Source organism: Bacillus sp. NPDC057893 (assembly GCF_042796455.1).
Lineage (GTDB): Bacteria > Bacillota > Bacilli > Bacillales > Bacillaceae_G > Bacillus_A.
Genome location: NZ_JBHVNG010000010.1, coordinates 56354 through 79404, shown reverse-complemented (window position 1 = coordinate 79404; position 23051 = coordinate 56354). Strand labels below are relative to the sequence as shown.

At 32.9% G+C, this 23051-nt stretch carries 18 protein-coding genes and 4 pseudogenes; 17 read left to right on the top strand and 5 right to left on the bottom strand.

Annotated features, from left to right (window positions below; translation table 11 throughout):
• Positions 1-688 precede the first annotated feature (688 nt).
• Complete coding sequence (locus ACFVQC_RS25940) at positions 689-1426, top strand: terminase gpP N-terminus-related DNA-binding protein (RefSeq protein ID WP_377899636.1); 738 nt, start codon at positions 689-691, stop codon at positions 1424-1426.
• Positions 1427-1461: 35 nt separating this feature from the next.
• Here ACFVQC_RS25940 and ACFVQC_RS25935 read toward each other — a convergent pair whose 3' ends face one another.
• Together ACFVQC_RS25935 and ACFVQC_RS25930 are read right to left on the bottom strand one after the other, a co-directional pair.
• Positions 1462-2916, bottom strand: a complete 1455-nt coding sequence (locus ACFVQC_RS25935) for an FtsZ/tubulin family protein (RefSeq protein WP_377899635.1) — start codon at positions 2914-2916, stop codon at positions 1462-1464.
• Between the two features lie 20 nt (positions 2917-2936).
• Positions 2937-3353 (bottom strand): hypothetical protein, encoded by a 417-nt coding sequence (locus ACFVQC_RS25930; protein ID WP_002106934.1) that lies wholly within the window; start codon positions 3351-3353, stop codon positions 2937-2939.
• 1227 nt (positions 3354-4580) lie between these two features.
• On the opposite strand from ACFVQC_RS25930, the pseudogene ACFVQC_RS25925 reads away from it, so the two are divergent.
• Together ACFVQC_RS25925 and ACFVQC_RS25920 are read left to right on the top strand one after the other, a co-directional pair.
• Positions 4581-5009, top strand: a pseudogene (locus ACFVQC_RS25925) (hypothetical protein).
• A 472-nt stretch (positions 5010-5481) separates the two neighbouring features.
• Entirely contained in the window at positions 5482-6327 is an 846-nt protein-coding gene (locus tag ACFVQC_RS25920; RefSeq protein WP_377899634.1) for a DUF2785 domain-containing protein, read from the top strand.
• A gap of 617 nt (positions 6328-6944) precedes the next feature.
• On the opposite strand, the gene ACFVQC_RS25915 is transcribed toward ACFVQC_RS25920, so the two are convergent.
• A complete protein-coding gene (locus ACFVQC_RS25915; RefSeq protein ID WP_377899632.1) occupies positions 6945-8642 on the bottom strand; it encodes an XRE family transcriptional regulator in 1698 nt (565 codons plus the stop codon).
• Between the two features lie 1557 nt (positions 8643-10199).
• Between ACFVQC_RS25915 and ACFVQC_RS25910 the strand changes: the two genes are divergently transcribed.
• Positions 10200-11891, top strand: a complete 1692-nt coding sequence (locus ACFVQC_RS25910) for a hypothetical protein (RefSeq protein WP_377899631.1) — start codon at positions 10200-10202, stop codon at positions 11889-11891.
• A 1046-nt stretch (positions 11892-12937) separates the two neighbouring features.
• Here ACFVQC_RS25910 and ACFVQC_RS25905 read toward each other — a convergent pair.
• Positions 12938-13051: pseudogene (locus ACFVQC_RS25905) on the bottom strand (Replicase RepFR55); the annotation flags it as partial.
• A gap of 137 nt (positions 13052-13188) precedes the next feature.
• On the opposite strand from ACFVQC_RS25905, the gene ACFVQC_RS25900 reads away from it, so the two are divergent.
• On the top strand, positions 13189-14358 hold the full coding sequence (locus ACFVQC_RS25900) for an AimR family lysis-lysogeny pheromone receptor (protein WP_377899629.1): 1170 nt from the start codon (positions 13189-13191) through the stop codon (positions 14356-14358).
• Positions 14355-14492: a hypothetical protein gene (locus ACFVQC_RS25895; protein ID WP_002090818.1), complete on the top strand. Its 138-nt coding sequence runs from the start codon at positions 14355-14357 to the stop codon at positions 14490-14492. Before ACFVQC_RS25900 ends, ACFVQC_RS25895 begins: the two co-directional genes overlap by 4 nt.
• A gap of 238 nt (positions 14493-14730) precedes the next feature.
• Here the strand turns inward: ACFVQC_RS25895 and ACFVQC_RS25890 are convergent, their stop codons facing one another.
• Positions 14731-15123 carry a helix-turn-helix domain-containing protein gene (locus ACFVQC_RS25890; protein WP_002090821.1) on the bottom strand — a complete coding sequence of 131 codons (393 nt, stop codon included), beginning with the start codon at positions 15121-15123 and terminating at the stop codon, positions 14731-14733.
• A 148-nt stretch (positions 15124-15271) separates the two neighbouring features.
• Between ACFVQC_RS25890 and ACFVQC_RS25885 the strand changes: the two genes are divergently transcribed.
• The 11 genes and pseudogenes from ACFVQC_RS25885 to ACFVQC_RS25835 form a co-directional block, all read left to right on the top strand.
• Complete coding sequence (locus tag ACFVQC_RS25885; protein ID WP_377899628.1) at positions 15272-15481, top strand: helix-turn-helix transcriptional regulator; 210 nt, start codon at positions 15272-15274, stop codon at positions 15479-15481.
• Between the two features lie 154 nt (positions 15482-15635).
• Positions 15636-17682, top strand: a pseudogene (locus ACFVQC_RS25880) (SpaA isopeptide-forming pilin-related protein).
• 18 nt (positions 17683-17700) lie between these two features.
• Entirely contained in the window at positions 17701-17832 is a 132-nt protein-coding gene (locus ACFVQC_RS25875) for a hypothetical protein (protein WP_377899627.1), read from the top strand.
• Positions 17833-17862: 30 nt separating this feature from the next.
• Entirely contained in the window at positions 17863-18375 is a 513-nt protein-coding gene (locus ACFVQC_RS25870; protein WP_377899626.1) for a type IV secretory system conjugative DNA transfer family protein, read from the top strand.
• 40 nt (positions 18376-18415) lie between these two features.
• On the top strand, positions 18416-18991 hold the full coding sequence (locus tag ACFVQC_RS25865; protein ID WP_377899625.1) for a TraM recognition domain-containing protein: 576 nt from the start codon (positions 18416-18418) through the stop codon (positions 18989-18991).
• A gap of 103 nt (positions 18992-19094) precedes the next feature.
• On the top strand, positions 19095-19343 hold the full coding sequence (locus ACFVQC_RS25860) for a hypothetical protein (RefSeq protein ID WP_215575563.1): 249 nt from the start codon (positions 19095-19097) through the stop codon (positions 19341-19343).
• A 558-nt stretch (positions 19344-19901) separates the two neighbouring features.
• Positions 19902-20345, top strand: a complete 444-nt coding sequence (locus tag ACFVQC_RS25855; protein WP_063226503.1) for a hypothetical protein — start codon at positions 19902-19904, stop codon at positions 20343-20345.
• 29 nt (positions 20346-20374) lie between these two features.
• Positions 20375-20599: a hypothetical protein gene (locus ACFVQC_RS25850; RefSeq protein ID WP_078214249.1), complete on the top strand. Its 225-nt coding sequence runs from the start codon at positions 20375-20377 to the stop codon at positions 20597-20599.
• Between the two features lie 31 nt (positions 20600-20630).
• Complete coding sequence (locus ACFVQC_RS25845) at positions 20631-20939, top strand: hypothetical protein (protein WP_377899624.1); 309 nt, start codon at positions 20631-20633, stop codon at positions 20937-20939.
• 103 nt (positions 20940-21042) lie between these two features.
• Positions 21043-22128 carry a hypothetical protein gene (locus ACFVQC_RS25840; protein ID WP_377899622.1) on the top strand — a complete coding sequence of 362 codons (1086 nt, stop codon included), beginning with the start codon at positions 21043-21045 and terminating at the stop codon, positions 22126-22128.
• A 15-nt stretch (positions 22129-22143) separates the two neighbouring features.
• A pseudogene (locus ACFVQC_RS25835) lies at positions 22144-23051 on the top strand (hypothetical protein); the annotation flags it as partial.

Below are 23051 nucleotides of genomic sequence, written 5' to 3'. Positions count from 1 at the left end.
TACAAAATAATCATTGCAGCTAATCAACAAAGCGAATAGTACTTTATAGTGTTTCAAACGACTAACAACCAATAAATTAACTATCCTATACAGTCATCTAATTAGAATTTAACGTTCATATAGACCTATAATAGTTATTATCGAAAATTGCTTTACTAGTCTTGGGATCAGTTAAAAAGAGACACTGCCTCTATTAGTCAAACAGATATCCGTTCTATACTCTCAAGTGTTATGAATGAAACAGGCTCATACTGCAATTATTAATAATATGGACTCTTTTTATCATATTTATACCTATTATTTTTGAAAGTTCAATGCTATATCCTCATAATTTATTTACAAATCGGTTATATTTACTTATCATTAATATTAAGTGAATAAAAATGTCAATCTCATAGCAACAATTTATAAGGATATAGGGGGCAAAGTTACCTCATTAATCCTATATAACATTGATGCATTTTAAGTCCCAGTTAACAAAACATTAATATTTAGCGGGAATAAACCGTGCTTTGTCAATGTGCTGTTAACACTTTTAACGTAACATGTTAATGTCATCTTTCATGTTAATATCAGATAAGGAAGGGATTCCTATTAATATCGTCGAAAAACACTTAACATATCAATCTCATATTTCATGTTAATGTCATTTATCAGCACAATTACATACTGTTAAGGAGGTAATATTATGATTAAGCAGGAAAATCAATCAGAACAAACCATGGTAGATGATGAGAACTCATTACACGAAGACGCTTTTGAAAAAGCCTGGCGAATAACAGAGTTTTCTAAGTTAGTAGGTAGACACCATAATACTGTTTATAATTGGTTCAATACGTTAGAAGAGAAGGGATTGCACGGGACACTTAGAACTAATAATACAAATGAAAAGCTATATAATTCATTGGATTTAAATATAGCTCTTTTCATAAAACAGAAAAGGGATGAAAAGTGGTCTTTAGATGCCATAATCGAACTTTTGCCGCATCAATTCGAACTAAGGCCAGTATCTCCTGAAAACCACTCTAATGAAGTATTATCTCAAATTGATTTTCAAGACGCAGCTGAGACAATTGAAAAATTGGTGGAACAAAAAGTTCAAGCACATTTACAAAACATCGAAATACAATTCCAAGAGAAATTTGAAAATGTATTAAAAGCATTGCCTCAACCTGAAGATCCAATTGCTATGAAAGAACGTCAAAGACAAGAGAGACTTGATAACATAATAATTGAACATAGAGCTCGTAAAGAGTTAAGAAGACAAGCTGAAAAACTCTGGAATGAAAAGCCTGAGGAAGAGCGTGTGAAAAAAGTTGGTTGGTTTAAAAAAGAGGAAGATCTAGCAAAAAAACATCTTTTTATAGAGAATTATTTAAACGAAAATATGATAGAGTATGTGAAATCTATTATGACATCAGAATAAAAAAGAGGCCCGGGATATTCCCAGACCTCTTTTTTTTATTTTGATGTACCAAACATTTTGTCTGGATCCATAAATGCAGCTAATTCTTCATCATTCTCAGCATCTGCTGATGGTTCCTCATTACTAGTTCCCATATCGATGTAATCACCAAAATTAATACTGAAATCATCGTCTTGATCTTGCATTTCAATTGTACTAATTTGAGACTTTTTAAACTGAATTTGATTTTGCTTCTCTTTAAATTCATTGAATTCTTCAACTAAACCTTTAGACAAACGGGACGGTAATGCATCAGTTTTATAGAACGTATACACACTGCCCATAAAATCATTTTTACTAATTAAATACCCATTAAATACCGTACCGTTGATTGGTAATGTATTCGTAACTTCTACTTTTGCATCATCCATAAATGAATCATCAATATTCTTTTGTTCGTCTAGAATTGCAAGCATTCCAAAATGATGCACCTTAGAAGCCTCCAACTCACCATCATCGTTCTTTTTCATTAATTCTATAGGAGGGTGGAAAGAGCTTCCTTTCAACGATTCTGAGAACATATCTACTATTTCTTTACTATTTTCAATTTGATTCATATTGCGAGAAATTTTATTAATAACTAGACAGCCAGTTTTCTCTAATAAAATACGTTTAAAGTCCTGAGAATCTAAAATAACAGATGTTCCTGCGCCATTAGAAGCTGTATTTAATTCATGGATGATTTCACCAATGCGCTGATTAGCATAGTCTCGTGAATTAGCAATACCTTTTTTCTCATTTTCGTTTAATCTCTTAAATTCATCATAGAAATGTTGGTTATCCGCGAAAACAACGAATGCAACACCTTTTGCTGGTTCATTTGCTAACTTCCAAATCTCTTGAGAGAATTTATTTACTTGTCTTAGTACATCAGGTCCATCGGCTCTTACAGGGAGTGTCACAACAATACCCATTTTAATAAAATCTTTACGCTCAATTGCATTATTGAATGCAATTCTTGCATACTTTTGTTGATTTGCTATTAATTCCTCTCTAGAAATTTTCATTGCCATACTTTTAAGTTCTTCAGCGATTATAGGTTTATTATGAAAAGCCGAGAATTCTTCAATTGCTTTAATGATTGTAGAAGTACCTGTTCCACCGCCTAATCCTGCAAAAAATAGTACCAATTCATCTGTTGGTCTTACACGCTCTGTGATGAATTCTTTTAACTTTTCTTTCGCTTCATCATTTGACTCTAGTACTTTTACAGCACGTTCTGGATTCTTCCCTAGTCCGCCTAATTTTAGTGATACTTGGTTACTTTTAGGCACATTTTTTAATTCGGCTAAATCACCATCGTTACTATTTAAAGCAAGACAGTTGTACACAGATGTTCCATCCGTATGCTTATATTCAGCAAATTTATCTACCATTCTAGTTCCAGCTTGACCAAAACCAACCATTGTCATTTTTACTGCTACTTCGTTTTTCAGAAAGTTCTTCGCCATTATTTTATCTCTCCTTTTTCTTATTTATTGGTTTGTTTACGTCTTCCTAGTTCAATTAACACCTGCTGCCCTCTAATTGTTGAGATTAAAAATTTATAAGGATGCATAATCTTTTCAGTTATTAATGACATTGAAGATAATGTACTAACACTTACTTCAGCTGATCTTCTTGATATATTGGTTCGTTCAACCTCTAATGAATACGATTTTCCCTTTAATTTCTTAACTCTCCTATCAATTACAACATTACCTACTATTTCATTTATTGAGATACCCCTCATATATTTCGTCTCTTGGTATTGTTTATTTACCTCAGATCCTATGTAATGAAATACATTATAAAGTATTTCGTCTTCTTCAAGAATGTCTGCAAACATGTTCACAACTTCATCAGGAAATTTAATTACTTTATACTTTTCGCTCAATACCTCGTTCAAGTTGCCTCCCCCTTAAAACGTTGGTTAATTATTCCTACGAATATATTACATTATTATAAAGCGTATATCAAGTCATTATATATAGCACTTACATATAAAGCGTATAAGTCTTAATTTAGGCCGAAATGTTGATATATAAACATAAATATATACGACGTATATGTACGATGTATATTGTATATGTCAATTATAGGTTTCATGTAATTAACAATACCGTCTATAAAACTATAAATTCATTATTTAATTTGACATTCTTTTGAATAATCCTTTATAAAAAATATCAACCTACAAACATTTCAAGTTAAAAAACTTCACAAAGTATTCATACGCTTTATTTATAAGCTGTATTTATAAGCTCTTTTTATAAGATGTATATATAAACCTTTAAAAACAAAGGTTTTTTAGTTCCTATATCAATTTCATATCAACATATTTAACACATTTTCTTTCTACAAAGCTTATATATAAGTTTTGTATATAAGCCGTACATGTAAAGGGTGTATATAATATGAAAAAATCATTGCTTTTTTCATATCAAATGGTTTGATATGAACTTACTAATTTAATAAAGAGATCTTCCTATTCATTTTTCTTTATTAATGTTTTTTCTGCTATTTATATCTATTGATAAAGGAGCTCTGTCAATGTCATGTTATAAGTTCACTTCTCTGTTATTAACTCATATAATTGCAAATTCAGTATCTCTAGTGTTAGGTTCTAGACATTCACTTGTTAATCTCATATGTACACAATCTTTATAATTAACATGTAGAGTCATAATATTAATAAAATCAACTAAATTTATTATTTTTTTATTTAAATATAGATTTTCTAATTGAATTATATATATTACTGTAATACAGCTACTAACTTAACAAAGCAATAGATACACCAAATGGCGATTAGTTCTGTTCAAGAAATTGGACCTGTTGTATATTCTGGCAAGAAAGAGGAAGGGGGGATTGCTGATAAAATGGAAAGTGGCTCAGGATACATCAGAAAGTGAAGAAATGTTAAATGGACTAATTTTGTACAGTGGAACCGGTAAACCAAGCAATGGTTATTAAGTTTGGGTTTGAAACAAAGATGTACCGTTTATTAAAAAGATGAATCGGAATTATCTACACTTTGTTTTTTCTTATTGCACTAACGTGAAAGTCTAACTAGCTATCAAAGCTATATGTTAACATTCAGCTGAAGAATCTTTAAATTTAGGGAGATTTAAAGATGAAAATAATAAATAAAATTTTAAGCGATTTTGCTAAAGTTAATGCGGGACTACATGTGAGTAATTATTATGAGCTTCCTCTTTTATCAGAAAATAAGCAGGAAGGTATATATGAACTTGTAAAAATGGCTACACAGGCTACTAATAATGACACAATAGAACTCATACAGTTGAAAGAATGTCAAAAAGATTTCCTTGTTTGTCAATACCCTGATGGGGAAGCAGCTTGGTTTGGAACAATACCACATGGATATGATTTAAATGGATTGACATCGAAGGAATATATAATAGAACAGTTATTGAATGCATTCGAACAAGAGCTAGACGAAGTTTATTAGGTAAAATTAGAAACAGGAAATTATTAAGCATGCTGTTATGAAGAATATATCTTTAAAACGAATAGGGGTATTTATTTTTTTAGTATGTAAGTACACGATTAAAGGCATAAAATATTTTACATACATAAAAACAAGACTTCTACATAGGTTTTAAACAAACATTTACATAAAAAATATATCTTAATCTGTTGTAGAGGAATCCATTTTGATTAATCCTTCTTGTAACAAGAAGCATAAGGTGGCCGTTTCGGTCAACTTATGCTTTCTTTAGCTTGCGGCAAACTTATGCTTCTAATAGGCCTAGTCACAGGGTAGCTGCTCTAGTCCGTCAGATTATTTACATTTTACACAAATAATCTTAATTGTTTTAATTATCTAAAAATATTGTGGTTCTCTCTGGATGAAACTATACTAGTAGTAAACCGCACAAATCAGAGGGAGAGCCAATGAAATTGATGTCTGAATTTATTGCATCCAAGGGATGGGAATAAGAATAAGCAGAATTTCCGCTGACTCATGATCTCGGCGAGGCGAGTGAACGAATGATGGGAGGGATGGGAAAATGAGCGATACAAGGACTAAATTGATGCTGGATTTGCAAAGAATTGAGAAGGATGAGTATCAGTTACGCGAAGGTGAGCAGCATCGAGATTTCTTACCTTTGTTACTTCAATATATTGGCGATCCTCAGCCAGAATTACGGGATAACCTGATTTATCCGATGTTTTATATGTGGATTAAGGAAGAGAATAGGTTCAGTGGAGAGGAGTTGCGTAGCCTCTTAACTGTTCTGACTGATGAGAACCATTTGTTCTATAATATTGGCAGCGAGGATGATCAGTCAGTTTTTACAAGGACGTTCTCTGCCTTGCCTATCCCTTTGATTGTGCAACACCACAGACAGAATCCACTTTTCAATCAAGCGGAAATTGAGAAATTAATGCATGCAATGCTCCGTTATTATAAAGAGGAGAAGGATCTGCGAGGTTACCTTTCAGTAGGAGGCTGGGCTCACAGCGCGTCTCACGGTGCGGATGTTTTTGCCGAGCTGGTGCAGTGTGAGGAGAGCAGCGTCGCAATGCTGTGTGAGGTTCTTGTCGCTATTTCTGGCATGCTTCATAATGGTAGACACATTTTTAGCGATGAGGATGATGAGCGGTTGGTCAACATCGTGGATACGATGATTGACAAAGAGTTACTTCCACATCAAGAAATCGCTGATTGGATTAGCGGCTTAGCGCAATGCTGCGATTTGCCGAAAAGTCGCAGTCAGGTGATTGCTCGCGTGAACAGCAAGAATTTTTTACGCAGTCTCTATTTCAGAAGGGGACAAGATAGCCGAGGGAATGAGCTTAACACTGTCATGCTTGGTACTGAGGCAAAATTGAACAGGTTTTCTATCAGTTAAAGGATTAGAGCGGCTGTCCCAAAAGCCATGGGAAATTGGCTGAGGGATTGTCCCTTTATATGTCAAGAAAAACAACAAGAAACCATCCTTTTGTTACAGGGGGTACCCCACCAGAGTAAGTTAGTTAGTAATTAATTCCGTTTTATGTAAATAATCTTACGGACTAGAGCGGCTACCCTATGACTAGGCCTAATATGTATACAACAAAAAAAACAACTAGCCCCTCGTAAAGAGGTACTAGTTGACGTGAAATTCATTATCAGAAGTTCTCCTCATCAACAATCCCCGGCTTATCAACATTCTGTGAAACATCCTCTTCACCTACGTATGCAGTTTCTTATTCATCCCATTATATCAGTGGTTAAAAGCAATCATTGTCTTTATTTTCATTACTCCATATTTATAAAATTCCGCATAAACTAACGGTCAACTTATGGGTTAATAATTAACACACGGCCAACTTATAGGTAAAGTGGCACTTTTTCAAAATGGATTTTTTCTATGTGTTATAAAATAAGGGTTTTTAACTATTTTCAGTCAGGTTTTAATTTAAATCTACATTAAGATTCATAAAAAAAGAGGAAACCATTTTCAAAGTGGTTTCCTCCTTTTTTTGCTTACATAGACTCGATTATCATTTGTCTTTCATACCATTTGGTTAATTTATCATTAACACTGTTTGAGATACGTTTCATTTTCTTATTACAGAATCTCGATAGTGTAGCAGGGGATAAGCCTAACTCATCTGCTATTTCGCGCATTGTTCTATTTTGATGCATATGTTGGTGCATAATTTTCTCTCTAATTATCTCCTCAGTACTTACTGTACTATGAGCTATCGTATTTATAATCACATTATTTTCTTGCTTATCCGGAGTATCAATTACCTTTTTCTTTGCCAAACTCCCGATATTATCCATTAACTCTTTTGGTGGTAAAATGATGATTCCTAATTTTGAGTAATAATTCTTAAACCAGTTCCGTTCTCCAATTCTTGATTCATCAATTTCCTCAGCGTACTCCCAATGTGAAATAACTTTTTCTTTTTCTAAATCTATTAATACATTTTCTAATTGCTCACGAATACGGTGGGGGCGTCCCTTAGCTATATTAATCCCCATAACAGACAATAGTCCTTTTTCTCCATCAATTGAATATGGTCTTTTTAAATTACTGTACTGTTGTCGAATTCTCCATTGCCAAGATAAATAGCGAATTAGTCGCTTATGGAATTTGTGTCGATAACTATTATACTCCAATGCTTTTTTAGATAATAACGCTGTTGTGCTACTAGATCCGTATAAATACATCGACAAAAAGCTACCTGGCTTTATTCTACAAGATTCAATACCTACGTAATCATTGGTATTTTTATCTCTCCAAAGAACTACAGAATCTAAAACGAAAAGTCTTTTAATTATTTCACGTTTCATTTCAAATTGCTCACCAGTTTCTGCACGATCATTTAAAACCACGACTTCATTATCGTCATTTAAATAAATAAAGATACTCGCCAAAGCAGCTATACGTTGTGCAATTTTAATTTTATCTTCTGCACGATAATACTCTATACCATTTGCTGATGCTTTTGGAATATTACACATATCTAGTACATTTTCATAGCTGAAATCAATAAAATCATCTGGAGATTTCGCTTGATTCAACCACTGTATTGTAATTGTATCTAAACAGTCTGCGGTAAGATCATCCATGTTACTGATAACACCATCGACTAGTATTGACCATCTTTCTGCTTCATTGGTGTTTACTAGCCTTAAATCTTCATCCTTGTGTGATGATAGCTGAGCAACTCCGCTTGTATTTTTAGTTTCTAATGGTAAAACAGATACCGCTCCTACTTCATCTTCTTCAAAGTGATTCTTGGCTATACCATCTCGTAGTTGATAATACACCGCATCATTACTTACAGGATAGTAATCCTCTTGTAGATCAATTGAATGCTCTTTTAACTTTTCATCGGTTGTATTAGATATTATAGACGTTTCAACTTCTTCAGACGTACCTCCAAATTCTTGCTCTATTATTTTATCGAGTACATTTCGAATCTCAATTTTATATTTATCTAGATTTGCGTATATATGCAATAATGAAATCCCTTGTTCTTGTTTCTGGCCTAACCAAGAAACAAGAGCTGAAAATGAAGGGGATATATTAGCTGAAGTTACTACTTTGTCATGATTTCCCTGTACTTCCTCATAATATCTATTCCACTTTTCCCATAGCTGCGTGTTCTTTTCATACATTGGTGCAGCAAGTAAAAGGGCATCGCTAAACAACACTAATACTTTCTCCATATTCAAAAACCTCCTTACTAAATTCCCACCAATTAGAAATATAAATTATAGAACTTGAGACGTTATAGCTATATGGTGGCAACATAGCATATAAGTTGAAACGTTATCAGAATAATCTATATCGAGAAATGATTTATCGAACAGTATTTGTCCTATCAAGTAAACATTCTTGTACTTGTATTATATAAGACTGTACTTATTTGTAAAATTACTACTTTACACTACAATCTCCATGCGGGAAACCCATTTGGTATTAAATAGTGTAAATCATACTTTTAAAGTGAAACGTAATTGTCCCTGTTCTTACAAATGAAATAAAACATTATAGCGTTATGATCACAATTACTTTCTTACCAAGAAACATCGATGATTTGCTGGTTTCATCTAAAAAATTATTCGCATCATTCTATACAATGATACAAATACCCTTACTTTTATGAAACGTCATAGCTACATTGTGGCAAGTACTCCTTAGAACTTGAAACGTTTTAGCTTTATAGTGGCAAGTATATTCGAAACAAAAATTCCGATAAACTGTTGATTTCCACTTCACAAGCATTAACGCTATTTCATACTTCGACACAGATACCTCTACTTTTATGAAACATCATAGCTGCATTGTGGCAGTTACTATTGAAAACTTGAAACGCTTTAGCTTTATGATGGCAAGTATATTCTGAACAAGAAATACCAATGAATTTTTGGATTTCATTTAACAAGAATTAACGTTATTCCATATATCGGCACGAATATCTTTACTTTTATGAAACATCATAGCTACATTGTGGCAGTTACTATTGAAAACTTGAAACGTTATAGCTATATGGTGGCAACAACTCTTTAAATATGAAACATAAACGCACTAAAATCTGTTCATATAAAAAAAATATTTTTTATTTAAATTAATGCTAAACATTGATATAAAGCCATTCTTTAAAAAAACCAAAAAACCCCAATGAAATGCTATAGCTATATGATGGCAACAACTTTTTTTTAAAAAAACCTATGAATCCATATGTAACAAGGGTTTAGGTACATTTCAAGCGCAATGAAATATTGATTTCAAACATGAAACGGCATAGCTTTATGATGGCAACAATCTAAAAAAAACATGAAACGTATATAGCTATATGATGGCAATAGTACCTTGACGTAAATTAACATGAAAACGCTATACTACAACGTTTATGAATGAATTCAACACATTATTTAGTCATTTCAAAACTTGAAACGTTATAGCTATATGGTGGCAACAACTCTTTAAATCTGAAACATAAACGCACTAAAAAACCTATTATATCAAGGTTTAGGTGCTGTTTCATTAATTTCAGATACGTTTCATATTCAAAATACCTTATAGCTTTATGGTGGCCAAAAGATTTTTTTTGTGAAACGTTGAATCCCTTGTGCCTCTAAGGCTAAGGCGGCGTTTCACATTTTTGATTTTCCTCTTAAAGAGACACATTTCACCAAGATTCGATTTGATATAATCAAAATTGAATTTTTATATCCTATTTAGGTAAAAACTGAAACTCATAATAAGAGGAGGTGAAAAAGATGGCTAAACCTTTCGTTATAAAGAACAAACGTAGTTTAAATGGTGAAACAACAACTCCAGTATTAGTAACAATTAAAGCATGGCAAAAATTAGTGGAAGCTTTAGAAGGCAAATACTATAGCTTTAAAGATACATATCTAGAAGATATCGTAAATTCAATGTCTTACGAGGAACGAATTGCAGATGAAGAAGGGTTTGTTGAAAAAGCCAAACCATCTTTTTCACTTCAAATGAAAAATCTCTTCACTAAAGCAAATGGTAGAAAGCATAAGTTATATGGTATTACTAATGCAGATCTAGAAGTATTTCTATTTCTACATAAAAAATGTAATACCTATGGTGAACTTTCTCATGTTTCCATTCACATGCTTTGGGAGGACTACAAAAACTATAAAGAAGCATTTTCACATATTCATCATTCACAATTCTATGTTGCGTTGAAAAAGCTTAGCTTACACAACATCATTGAAATTGAGAATGAGTACAGTGGTAAATATAAAATTACATTAACTGATTTTATGAACAAGGAAACGAATAAAGCGAATCCTTACACGTTTATCAGCCCAATTGTATTTACAAAAGAGTTCTTCGATTTATCCATTGCTGCTAAAAAGCTATTTATTGATATCGCAATGCAGCAAAAACGAGAAACTACTTTGAAACGTTCACTATACAAATTTGATGAACAAGGACAACAGACTCATTTTGGCGGTATGTATCGCTTCTTACATAAGAAATACCCACATCAGATACGTTCTGTAATGGCTGAATTAACAACTAAATCAACTGCTACTGGATCTTCTTTGTTTAAAATTTGCAAATTAGAAAAAGGGAAAAAGAATAAAAAGCAGTATACAACACTGCATTTATCTGTACACCCTGATTTCCTGTGTAATAAGGAAATAGGGGAAGAGTATCGCGATCCATTTACACCAAGACTTACATATAAACGTAAAGCTAGGTTCATTGAAGAATCATTAGTTGAAATGAATATTGCAGAATTTACAAAAGATATAAACCAATTTGTAAATGTCTTAAAACATTCCTGTCATCGTCAAATCCGCCAAGTGATTCGTGGATTACGTGAAATGATTGATAGACAAGAGGGTTTCCCTAAAAATCTTGTTTATACACTAAGCAAATTATTAAAGCAGTCTTCTCAATATCGCGTATTAGATACGGCTGCTAAAACAGGTATTTACTCTCTGATTACACATAATGTGCCGAGAGAGAAACAAGAAGATGCGGTATTTAAATTTGGTACTCACTTCGCTATATATTCATTACAAAATGTTAAGAAGTTATTCTGTAAAGCGCATGACCTTCTTCATGCTACATATGCGGTTCCTGTGACTGAAGAAGCATACCATCGTAATTATATGCAGTATCAAGAAGAAACACTATTTAGGAAGTATGCTTTTGAGCAAGGAGTAAATGTTAACGCATATATTGCATTAGAAATTAAAATTCGTGAATTATTAAAATCTCATGGCCATAAAGAACATCATATTCCAAGTGATATTCGCGAACTGTTCATTGAAAAAATAGATAGATTGCCTAAGGAAAAAATCCGCGTAATTGAAGTTCCTAAAGACTTTAATTTAAGCGATTTTCTTCATTCCTTAGAAGCTTATTACCGTAAAAATAGTGAAACACCATGCACGGTAGATCAGCTGCTTCCTGCAATGTAAAATTACATGCTCTCCTTTTTTGAAAAATCAAAGAAGGAGGGCTATTCGTGCTGAAATTAGAAATTATATTCGTACTATCCAAACATAAAAGAGAGAGATTCTTAAATTTGAGTTAGAATACCTCTCTTTTTTTATACACTTCTATACAAAATTCCTAAAATATAATCAGTAATTCACAATTTTACTTTACTTTTTCTGAACATTCTTTCTATTACTGGCATTTAATCTACTAAAAATCGTAAATATATATATTAATTCAGTGGATATCTTAATAATATTGTCCAAATGTGTACAATAAAATAGCTCAAAGCTTTATATATAAACGTTTTATATATAAAGCTACTTAAAATCAGAATGTTTTTTGTTAATAATGTTGATTTACTGAATTATGTCTATAACTTACTTCTAAATGTTAATAAAATGTGGGTTATTTTATAGCGTATGTGGAAATCATGTTATTAATTTAAGCTAGACTACCATTAATCTTATATACACTTTTACGCATCAAAATGATGCTGATTATATGTAGGTTAAGTAATTCATCTTTATGATATTTTGTATATTTAGAGCGACGTAAAACGCAATAAATACATTTCCAATAAGTGTTTTTTTCGATTTTTTATGGTTCTATAACTTTTCAGACACTGTTATTACTGAGTTTGTAGGCCATTTTTCATAAGTATAATAGTTTTATCTTTATATTCTTTTTATATAAAAGATATATATTATATTAGGTTTTAAAGTACTATCCGAAAGACTTCTTATTATTTAAGCCTGTAAAAATTAATAATCTAACAGTAGGTAAGAAATAAATTTTAATTTAACATCACAAAAGAAAATCTTAAACTTGGACATACTAATAGTATTACTCTAGAAAAGGTGTGTGATCAGTATGAAAAGGAAAATTTGTTCAAATGGAATCATTATCAGCCTAAACTAATTTTAGATAGAAATGTACAGAAAATTACTATTCCATGTTTTAACTAAAATTTTTACACCAGAACCATTCTAAATTGAATTATATAAATAAGGGAAGGCACTTAAAATTTATTAAACTGGAACCATTGTACACGATCTTCAAAACCCCATCTTGTGTAGCGATCGATATCAGGTGGCAATCTCAAAACAATTATGTACGCATGATTTTCAGAAAGGTCTAATTGTAAAACAATTGTTGAGAAATATGCGTAATTGCTTAGGTTTTTGTAGTAATAGATAATTTATTACCACTTGTTTGTTATAATCCATATATATGTATCTGAATTTTCTAACAAGATGTGTAAAGAGGTGTGGATATATGAGTGAGTGGGTTGAAAAGATGCAAGATCAAATGAATAAGACAAATAGATCATATGATAGTTTTGCAAGAGAACTTGACATGCCTAAATCAACATTAACAGATTTTTTTCGCTATCATAAAGAAATTTCAATGCTTAGTGTATATAAAATGGCTAATACGCTCTTTAATGAGGATAGAGTAATAAATGAGAAATGTTGTATAGAAGTTTTTTCGAAATATGAAAGAAATATAAAAATTAACATGAAGAGACTGTTTGTTTTATCGTATTTAAATGGATATAATTCAATTCTAGAATATTTAATCAACATGACAAGTAAGCATAAGGATAGTTATGTTAAAAAATATTCACCATTGATAAGTTTGTTTTATGAGAGATCAAAGGGTGGAAACCCTAAAAAACATATCCTAATGGTAGAAGAAATTCGGAAGAGCATTCCAGAAAAAGAAACTTTAGATATGGAGATCATTTCTGATATTTTCTATTTGTTGTCTGTTGGGGATATTGGAGACTTTGGAATGTTTGATACTTATAGAAACCGTATTTATCAGAACATTTCTGTACATAAAAACCAAGATTTAAAATGGCTATATAAATATTGGATAGATGACATATGGAGTTATTCCTTGTTAAGAAGGTTAAGAATTGTTGAATTTAATGAGTATAATAGCCAGCTAAGGTCATATGGTTATTTAAAATATTTTCCTGTTATGGAGGCTACAATCGATTTACGTAAAGGAGAAAGTTTAATATTTACAGATTATAAGCAATCATATAAACATTCTTTAAGAGCAATGAATATATTTAAGAACCAGAGTGTTATAAAATATAAAATAGCATTAAACAATATTAATTTTTTAAAACTTGTAAATAAAGAAGCAGTTGAAACCATTGACTTAGATACACTCCATCCAGCAGAGTTAGCACTATATTTTATAATAAATAACGAGAAAAAGAGAGCAATTGATATCTTATTAGAAATTTTAGATGAAAATAAAAAGCTTAGTCCTATTCAATATTGTTACTTAGGACAAGCAAAGATGGATTTAAAAATGATTGCTGATTCCAAACAAATGTTTATTGAAAATGGCGATTACTTCTTTGCACAATATGCAGCACGAGTATATTGTGAATATAAAGAAATGTTAGAATATGGAGGCGTGAGATGAAAAAAATAGCCATATTATGTATAACAACATTTATATTGTTTGCTGGAATTAGTTTATTAGACAATGAAGAGAAGGATATGTCATTGTCTAATAAAATTCAGTATCTTGTATCTGATCCTGGTGGCATGGGTTGAATCATAAAAATATAAAAGTAACAAAAGACATCGTATAACGATGTCTTTTGTTACTTTATAAAGAGTTTTTTAAAAGGCTGAGCCGGATTTTAACGAACAAAGAAAAAATATAAAGGTGATGATTTAATGGATAAATGGGAAAATTTAATTATAGAAATCCTCTTAACTGTAGATGGAGATCTAGATGTTTTTAGTGATTTAATTGATATATATGAAGATGGAGTGTTATAAAAAGTTTTTATTTTTTATTTTGTGATTCCATCTCAATTTCTATTTGTAAAAGGTGTGCAATTCTTAAGATTTCTTTTTCTATTCGTGGCTTATGTTCTTCTGGAATATTTCTATATTTTTCAATTAGTATTTTAGCCATACGTTCTATAGGATCAGTACCAAAATCACTTTTCTCAAAAATCTCAGTATCGCTCATTGGATGGTGCAATAGTTGTGACTCACTCACATTGAAAAATTTAGCAATTGCCGGAATACGCTCGATTTTAGGAGTTTTTTCTCCACTTTCCCAACTAGAGACTGTACTGTATGGGGTGTTGATTGCATCAGCAAATTCTTTTCGACTGAGACCCTTTATTGCTCTTAGTTTTTTTATGTTTTTTCCAAATATATTATTCTCCACTTGTATTAGCCTCCTTTATCTACATGTATAATTTTTATCACTTTAGTATCGTTCTGGTGAAATTTTTATCACTTAGGTGTAATAAATGCTACTTTAGTGTTGATATTCTACTTCAAGGAGAATAGAATATATCTAAGGGGGTGAGAAATTGTCAGCATTACGTAATGTTAGAGAAGCAAGAGGACTCACAATTCAAGAAGTTTCGCAGGCTTCTAAAATTCCGGTTAAAACGCTATATAACATTGAAAATGGAAAGAAAGGAATAATTGAGAAACGAGCCATGATTCTTGCTGATTTATTTAATGAACCGATAGAAAAGATCTTTTTATCTACGTATTATCGAGAAAAATTAGAATGAAATATTTTTTGCAATACATAATTATACTCTTATATTGTAAATGAACAATGAGGAAAAGCTATAATTTTATTGTTATTTTTTAAGTTTTCAAATCAGAAAATTCTGATTTGAAAAGATCTTTGAAAACTGCATATCATTTGAGGGAGCTGTTAGCATGTTGAAACGATCGTATCAAACGTTACTCATTGGCATGAGTATGCTTCTAATTTTCTTGAATTTTGTATTTCCGCTGTGCTGAAGTCATTAATCGTGAGAAATACGAAATGAATTGGAGTTTTAGTCCCATGTACGGAAAAGACCTACGGACAGAACTATTGAAGAATGCAAATGGACAAATTGCATATTGTTTAACTTATGGGAAATTAAGTCCCAACGGTAATGACCTTCCAGAGATGGGGCGCACAGATGATATTGTGTACCGAGTTCTTCTAAATGGATATCCGCAAAAAAGTCCAGAAGAATTAGGGGTTTCTGACTGGAAAGAGGTGCATTATGCGACACAGCTTAGTGTTTGGGCAGCGTTAGGTCAAATTGACATTAACGAAGTTCAGCATCGAAATGGGAATGTTGCAAAAGCCGTGAAATACATTATTGATGGTGCAAATGCAAGCCAGGAAACACAAGACCTGTACATGAATGTAACACCAACAGACAATCAAGAAGCAAAGTTAAACGGTGAGTACTTTGAAACGACAGTGTATCAAATTGAAAGTAACGCTAAGAATGGTGTGTTTACAGTTCAACTAGCTAATGCACCAAATGGAACGAAAGTTGTTTCAACAAAAGGTGAAGCAAAACAACAATTCAATTTAGGAGAACAATTCCGTATTTTGATACCGAAATCCTCTCAAACAGGTAACTTTTCCTTAAAAGTAACATCTAATCTTTCTAATTTGCAGGCAGTAGCTTATCAAGGAACTGATAAAGTCCAAGATGCGACAGTCCTTTTAGAAAAAAATGAGGAAAAAGTGAGTGCCGATCTACAGGTAAACTGGAAATCCCTTGGAGGATTGAAAGTTGTAAAAGTGGGAGAACAAAAAGAATTGCTACAAGGTGCAGTATTTGAAGTCATGAACAGTGCAAATGAAAAAGTAGGCACAATGACTACAAATGAGCAAGGTTCAGCAAGCCTTTCTGGTTTAGAAATCGGAACTTATACTCTTAATGAAGTAAAATCACCTACTGGTTATGTATTGAATGGGCAGCCACAACAGATTGAAGTTAAAACAGGTGAGGTTGCTACGATTGCAGTACAAAACGTAAAAGTAAAAGGAAACATTGAGATTAAGAAATTAAGTGATAGCGGAAAAACTCTTCCAAAAATAGAGTTCACAGTGTATACAGCAGAGGGAAAAGAAATTGCAAAAACACCTACAAATGAGCAAGGGATCGCACAAGTGAAGGATCTTCCATATGGAAAGTATTATTTTGTTGAGACAAAAGGGGTAGAAGGATATCTTCTTAATCGAACAAAATATTCATTTGAGATCAAAGAACAAGGAAAAACGCTGACATTTACAGTTGAAAATAAAGAAGTAAAAGGAAACGTGCAACTTCTAAAAGTAGATGGAGAGAATCCAGATAAAACATTAGAAGGTGCGGTGTTCATTCTTCAAGATAGTAAAGGTAAGAAAATTAGTGAACACAAAAGTGATAAAAATGGTTTTTTTGAAGTAAGAGACTTACCATTTGGAGCATACTTATTTGTTGAGAAGTAAGCACCAACTGGCTATGTTTTAACGAAAGAATCTATTCCTTTTAGTATCTCGGAACAAGGAACGACAATCATGCTAACAGCGAAAAATAAGCAAATCACAGGAGAGTTGGAGATTAGCGAGGTAGATATTACGGATGGCAACAATAAGCTTCCATATGGAAAGTACACATATAAAGAAACATTTGCACCAGAAGGATATTTACTAAATGAAGAAATATTCTCTTTTGAAATTAAAGAAGATGGTCAAATCATTAAACATACGATGAAGGATCAGAAGAAACCGACACCACCAACACCAGAGAAACCACAACAGATTGTTATGAAACCACAACTAGAACAAACACCAAAGAAAATCGAAACTTATCTTTCAATAACAGGCGGTAAAGCCGAAAATCCATACATAAGATGGATTGGTCATGTATGTGTCGCACTTGGCTTAATTGGAGCCGTATTTGCAGCAAGAAAACGTAAGAAAGTTCAATAAAGAAAGGACTAAGAGTATATGACAAAATACCAAGCTCATTTTAGTAAAATAGATGAAAATCCGCTTGGTTTTGCTATTGGATTTCGTAATGCATGTATACTCGTAATTCCCATTTGGACAGTTGTTTTTTGGATAGGGAGCAAGATATAAGAAACCGAGAGGGAGATGAAATGAGATGAGATGTCAGGAGTCTACATCGGTAAAACAAAGCAAAAACCTGTATTCAATAGTTTTCCAGAACAATTACCATATAAAAATGAAGTGATTGTTGGAAAAGCCGGAGGAGGAAAGATGCATAGAAAGGGTGCTTGGTTGTCTGAAGAATTGATGCAAGCAGTTTCAATCGATCAAACTGTAATGAAACCATTAAAGCAACATGATTATTGGATAGAATCCGCTACAAAATTATTGGCAGGAAGTATTTTGTATCTGGATCAACGACATAAAAACCTATATTACCTAGATGTGAAAAAAGTAATTGAGTTCATGGAAAAAATATATGAGAGTGAAGCTAATTTGGTAGAAGTATTGGGTTCGCTTGAAAATGAGCATCCAGCATATCATATATTTCATGAGCTTGGTCTTTATTCAAAAGAAACAAGGGATGCGATAACTATTACATTGTTATACATTCTTGAAAAATATCAGCGTGAAAAGCAAGGGGAACAAAAAGAGTATTTTTGGTTTCAGTAGTAGTCATAAGAGGAAAGTGAAATAGGAAGGAGTGCAACGCATGTTAGGCGTAGCTAAGAAGTATACAAAGGTGATTAGAGCGTTGAAAGAACTGAATGAATGGGATAAGGTTGCAGGTGTGATAAAAGCTCGTTTTGGGGCGTATAAATCGGTCATAGAAGGTGTGAAAGAAACAACAGATGATTTTATTTTCATTTTTGATCCGAAAGGGATCTATTATGAAGATACACATCATGAAAAACGAGAACAAGGGTATCACATAATCAAACATGATTTACTAACTGGTTATGAAACGCTTGAAATGGATTTAAAACAAAAATCAGTTGTGTATATCAGTATAGAAACGGAAACAAGTACGTATCAAGATAGAGGAGAAGCATTATCAAGTTTTCTCCAGTATCTAACAGAATGCAAGAATATAAGACCGATTCATCTGGTATTTCATCAATATGATTTGTACCCGATCCCTCATATGGAGCAGTTTTTAAAAGAAAGCGCAACATACCACATTCATCATTCAATCGTAGTTGAATCTCAATCCTCATTACAGCACATATACGGAAAAGAGGCAGCACAACGCATCATAACCTCGTATAACACAACAATCCTAGCATGATATAAAGCACTCGTTCACTATTTTATCCTATCTAGATGGCTAGAAAACTATACAAGGGTGGAACGTTTTTCTCCCTTCTTAATCAAAAATAGGAGGCGATCATATGGGAAAAGAACAAAGGCTCACATTTTATGATATTTCGGCATCACAAGCTCATAGTATCAAAACTTTTGATGGGAAAACATACGAACTGAAAGGTGCCATTGCGATTGAAAATAGCACAGGAAGCATCGAAAAGGTAGCTCAAATTTATTATCAAGTGCGTTCGGTTAGAGATGAACATCAAAACTTAATTGCAAAACGGAAACATAAACAAGCAGAATTAGTAGCTGTAAAACAAAAATGTAAATAAAAAAAGCGATTTTGAAGTGTGCTGAGAACCTAGCACAAAGTAATTTGCTCTTTGACAATTTAGATATATATTGCGTATGTCTTTCCTTAAAGTAATGATGTAGAAGGATGATATACGGCAAATATATATGCGTGCCTCCCTTCAAAAGGTCACTAGAGGGGGTAGGTATACGATTATCGTTTGATGAGTAAGATCGTAAAACTCATCTGTGACCACTGGGAAATGCATTGTATCAAAGATCTGTTTGTGTCAGTAATCGTGAGGAATATCCCATGTTGACATTCTGAAGAAGCGACGAACACTACAAACAGTAGATACATAAGGTTCTACGTTCACGCCAAAATACGTAGTGCGGTATTGGGCATATAGAAGCTAGGTCGGGGTTAGTATCTATACGCATGCTAATACAGGGTTCGTCATTCCAGCCATAAATGATATTTCCATTTTCTATCCCACTTTCCTTTTAATGTTATAAAATAAAGACAGGTGTTGAAGTTTAAATGTGTCTCATCACACTTCAAAATCGCTTATAAAAATATGGCAAAGGGAGGAACATGTATGAGTCGTAAAGGGTGGATCATTTCCGCTGTTGTTGGACTGTTAATTGCAATTGGTATTGGTTCAACATTTGTCTTTAGCTCTGGAAAAGGGGAAGTAATGGAACTTAGTCCGTTAGAAATGAAGAAGTTCATGAGTGAGGATGGCACAGGTTTTGTTATGTTGAACTCTAATATGAGACATAGCAATGATTGGATTTTCCTTGTGAAAAAAATAGTTGAAAAGGAAAAAATTCAAGTAAAAGGATTAAATGAAAATCGTGAGGACATTCCAGGTTCAAGTAATCCTCATGATTGGGGGTTATCACAACGAAGAGATTCTCTTGCTTATTATGAAAAAGGAAAACTGAAAAAAGATATTGATTTTTCAAAGTTTAAAGAGTCCGAACTTGAAAAAGAAGTTACTTATTTTGTTCAAAATTGCAAAGAGCAATATCAGAAGTAATCACATAATCATTGAAAGGTGGTGATACAGTGGCGATTACACAGAAGGAATTAAAAAAAGAAAAAGATATGGTAGCAAACCTATTAAAAGCCAATGGTCAAGATTATAACCATTGGCTTCATTTACATCATCAGAAATGTATTGAAGAAAATCAAGATTTAGTAATGAAAGCTTTACAAGCTTATAAGGCAACACCAACAGAAGTAAAAGAAGACAGCAAACCGAATGAGTCAAGTCAGCTTAGTAACGTGTAAGCATCTAAAAATGAAAAGGGAGTGAATGTATATGTCTATGTTGGAAACAGTAGCTCAAATGTTAGTGTTAGGTGATGCGATGGATGGTCTAATTAATACGGGTAATTCATTTATTACTTGGATGCAAAGAGGAGCAATGGTTAGTACAGCGATTGTATTTTGCTGGGGCGCTTATCTCTTAATTTGGGGCGGTGAACGAGGAAGACATAAATGTATTTGGTGGTTTCTTGGTGGGGCAGCCGGACTTGTTATCGTAATGGGATGCCAATACTTAGCAGAGAGTGTAAATAGTAATGTTAAATTTGGTCAAATCTTATTTCCATTTCTTTGGATGAAATAGTGAATAAATATGAATAGGGCAATGAGGAAGCTATGCAAAGGGTATGGCTTTTTTTGTTGCCTTTTTTCATGGAATTTAAAGTAAATGTGAGGAAGGAGAAGCCATGTTTGTCATTTTTAATAGTAGTAATGGAACAGAAATTGAGTCGGGTAAGCAATATTCGTTTCATGAAGCTTACATCTTAACCAAACGATTAGAACGTGTTTATAGAGAAGCAGGACACCAAGAACATATTGATTTTGATTTGTTAGATGGTCATTCTAATGAAATTTATAACGGTACGTTATCACTTGGTTCGAGATATGCAGAGCATATTTTTGATCACATTTCTAAAAAAATGAATGTGATGCAATTAGATCCAGAACAAGAGGAACAAAAAAAGGAGCTGTTAGAAACGTTAGAAAGGGAAATCAATGATTCTCCTTTTCATGAAGAATATGAATATCACGAAGAATTACCAGTAAGAAAGGAAGCCCCATCTTATAGTCCATCGGCTGAAGCAAAAACACAAGTAAAGCCTGGAAAGGAAAATAGAAAAGGATTCAAGATTATTGCGAGTGTTATAGGAAGTGTGGTGTTAATTGGAGCTGGTGCCATATTTGCCTTTAAGTTATTCTCTTCCGAGCCAGTTTCGAGTGCAAATGCTGGTTCGGAACAATATGTGGTAAAAGGATTACAACAGGCAGCCATTCAACAGTATGGAGAAGCCGTTAAATACTTTGATAAGGTCAATTACACAGAACTAGATAAAGATAGTCAGAAGGCAGTTTTATTTACTTATTTATTAAATGGAAAGGCAAATAAGGCATTACAGTATGAGCCAAAATTTGCAGAAAGTGTGGTTGCTTATTTTATCGGGATAGACAACATGAATAAAATCAATGAAATAGATGTCAAAAATGATGTAATCGACTTTGAAAAGGCAGCGCTTGATAAAAAATATGAAGAGGTAATCAAGCTCAAAGGGAAAGTCAATATGGATGGTAGGCGTGAAAAGCTCATTGTTGAAGCCTTTGTAAATCTAAAAAAATATGAAGATTGTTATTCTTTTGCCAAAACGCAAGGAAACAAAACCTTGATGAAAGAGGTCAAAGAATTAGAAAAACGGGATATTCAACAATCTACGATAAGCGAAGAGGAAAAGAAAGCCAAGATTGAAAAGATTGATAAAGATCTAAAGGACATCTAAGGGGGAAAAAATAACATGCCATTAAATTATGAGAATCTGTATAAAAAAATGGGAATTGTTTTTCTTGGTGGTTCATTGATATTGGGCACTACAGGGTGCAGTTGGTTTGGAAGTAAGGAAGCTTCAAAAAGTAAGTCAGCTATTACAAAAAAAGTAGATAAAAATAAGCCAGAGGAAAAGAAAGAAAATCTGAACAAACAAGATTTTGAAGCAATTACAGAAAACGCAATTCAAAGTAAAGATAATGAAGTTGCTTATGTACTCGAAGAATTGGATAAATCAAAAATTAATTTTAAAGAAAAATCTATTGTAAGTAATCTTCAAAATGGGGATGAAACCACTTCTCGTGTTCTAGCACTCTTTGATAAAGAAACAACAGATAAATCAATTCAAGATACAGCAAAGGATAATGTGATTGCAGCTATTACAGATAATAAGCCACAAGTCACCGTGAATGGAGATCATTTTGCATTTGGCGATCAAAATATTGATTCTTCAGTAGCGAGTATAGGAGATATTTTTCCACCAGAGAAGAAACCAGATGCAATTGTGAACCCACCAATTACACCGGAAGGTGAGAATGGTAATACGGAAAATACAGGGGCAGAAAAGCCAACAGAACCGGAAAAACCAACAAATCCAGAAAAGCCAACAGAACCGGAAAAACCAACAAATCCAGAAAAGCCAACAGAACCGGAAAAACCAACAAATCCAGAAAAGCCGACAGAACCGGAAAAACCAACAAATCCAGAGAAGCCGACAGAACCGGAAAAACCAACAGATCCAGAGAAGCCAACAGATCCAGGAAAACCAACAGATCCAGAGAAACCAACAGATCCAGAGAAACCAACAGATCCAGAGAAACCAACAGATCCAGAGAAACCAACAGATCCAGAGAAACCAACAGATCCAGAGAAACCACC